This window comes from Xanthomonas albilineans, assembly GCF_002939705.1.
GTDB classification, from domain to species: domain Bacteria; phylum Pseudomonadota; class Gammaproteobacteria; order Xanthomonadales; family Xanthomonadaceae; genus Xanthomonas_A; species Xanthomonas_A albilineans.
The window spans coordinates 1-284 of record NZ_MDCB01000133.1 but is presented as its reverse complement, the minus strand read 5'-3'; the positions used below and the strand labels follow the sequence as shown (position 1 = coordinate 284).

Sequence of the window (284 nt, the reverse complement as noted above, 5' to 3'; positions counted from 1 at the left end):
TCGCGAAAACAGCAAGCAGGCCCAGGTGATCGCCATGCTCAAGCGCCCTGAAGGCGCCACCATCGCGCAGATTTGCGAGGCAACCGGCTGGCAGCCACATACGGTACGCGGCACGTTTGCCGGCGCATTCAAGAAAAAGCTTGATTTGAGCATCGTCTCGGATAAAGCGCCTGGTGGGGAGCGTGTCTACCGCATCGATTGATCGAGGAAAAGAAGCCAGGCATTGCCTGGCTTCTTGCTCGGGGATTGCAAGACGATGGCAGACGAGGGGGTTATCCCATCCC

The 284-nt window shown here is 58.5% G+C and carries 1 protein-coding gene; it reads left to right on the top strand.

From position 1 onward, the window contains the following. Positions 1-202, top strand: a 202-nt coding sequence (locus tag XalbCFBP2523_RS16095; RefSeq protein WP_146084174.1) for a DUF3489 domain-containing protein, incomplete at its 5' end; no start/stop codon positions are given. Positions 203-284: the final 82 nt, after the last annotated feature.